Here is a 791-nt window from a genome sequence, read left to right as displayed (position 1 = left end):
CGCGGGACCGTGCCAGGCGCGATGGTCGCCGTACGAGCGGATGCTGATCGCGTTCGGGAGCTGGCGCAGACGCCGGGCGTGGAGATTGCCGCGGGCAACGGTCCGCAGTCGTTCGTGCTGACCGGGTCCGAGGTGATCGTCGGGCAGCTGGCCGAGCAGCTCGACCGGCTGGAGCTCAAGTGGCAGCGGCTGGAGGTCGACCGGGCGTTCCACAGCTCGCTGGTCGATCCGATCCTCGCCGACTTCGCCAAAGTCGTTGCCCAGATCAAGCTCAAGCCGCTGCGGATGCCGATGGTGTCCAGCTGGTCGGGGGAGTTGCTCGAGAGCGGTACTGCGCTCGACGGCGACTACCTGGTCGGACAACTCCGCCAACCCGTGCTGTTCGGTGACGCAGTCGAGGCGTTGACCGCAGCAGGATGCCGCCGGTTCCTCGAGCTGGGCCCGGATGCCGTACTGAGCCCGGCCGGGCGGCGGATCGCTCCGAACAGCACCTGGATCCCGACCCAGCGGCTCGGTCAGGATCCGGTGCTGGCCACGATGAACGGGCTGGCCGAGCTGTACGAGCAGGGCACCGAGATCGTGTGGGCGAAGGTGTACCCGGAAAGCGGGCGAGTGCCCCTCCCGACGTACCCGTTCCGTCGCGTGCACCATCCCGTCGACGCCTCGGCGCGGCCGGTCGCGCTCGCGCAGGCGCCCGTGGTGGAGGACGAGCGTTCGATCGAGCGCAGCGGGGCGGCGCTGAAGCGCATCCCACTCGACCCGCCGGCGTCGGACGGCGTCGTGGCGCCTGT

The 791-nt window shown here is 70.3% G+C and carries 1 protein-coding gene; it reads left to right on the top strand.

Going from position 1 to position 791, the window contains the following annotated elements; genetic code table 11:
* Positions 1-21: 21 nt before the first annotated feature.
* Positions 22-791, top strand: a 770-nt coding sequence (locus tag CAY82_RS27380) for an acyltransferase domain-containing protein (protein ID WP_256576337.1), incomplete at its 3' end; no start/stop codon positions are given.

It is taken from the genome of Pseudomonas sp. SID14000 (genome assembly GCF_002165135.1).
In the GTDB taxonomy this organism is placed as follows: domain Bacteria; phylum Pseudomonadota; class Gammaproteobacteria; order Pseudomonadales; family Pseudomonadaceae; genus Aquipseudomonas.
The sequence above is the reverse complement of the archived record's forward strand: the minus strand, read 5'-3'. Positions and strand labels throughout refer to the sequence as shown.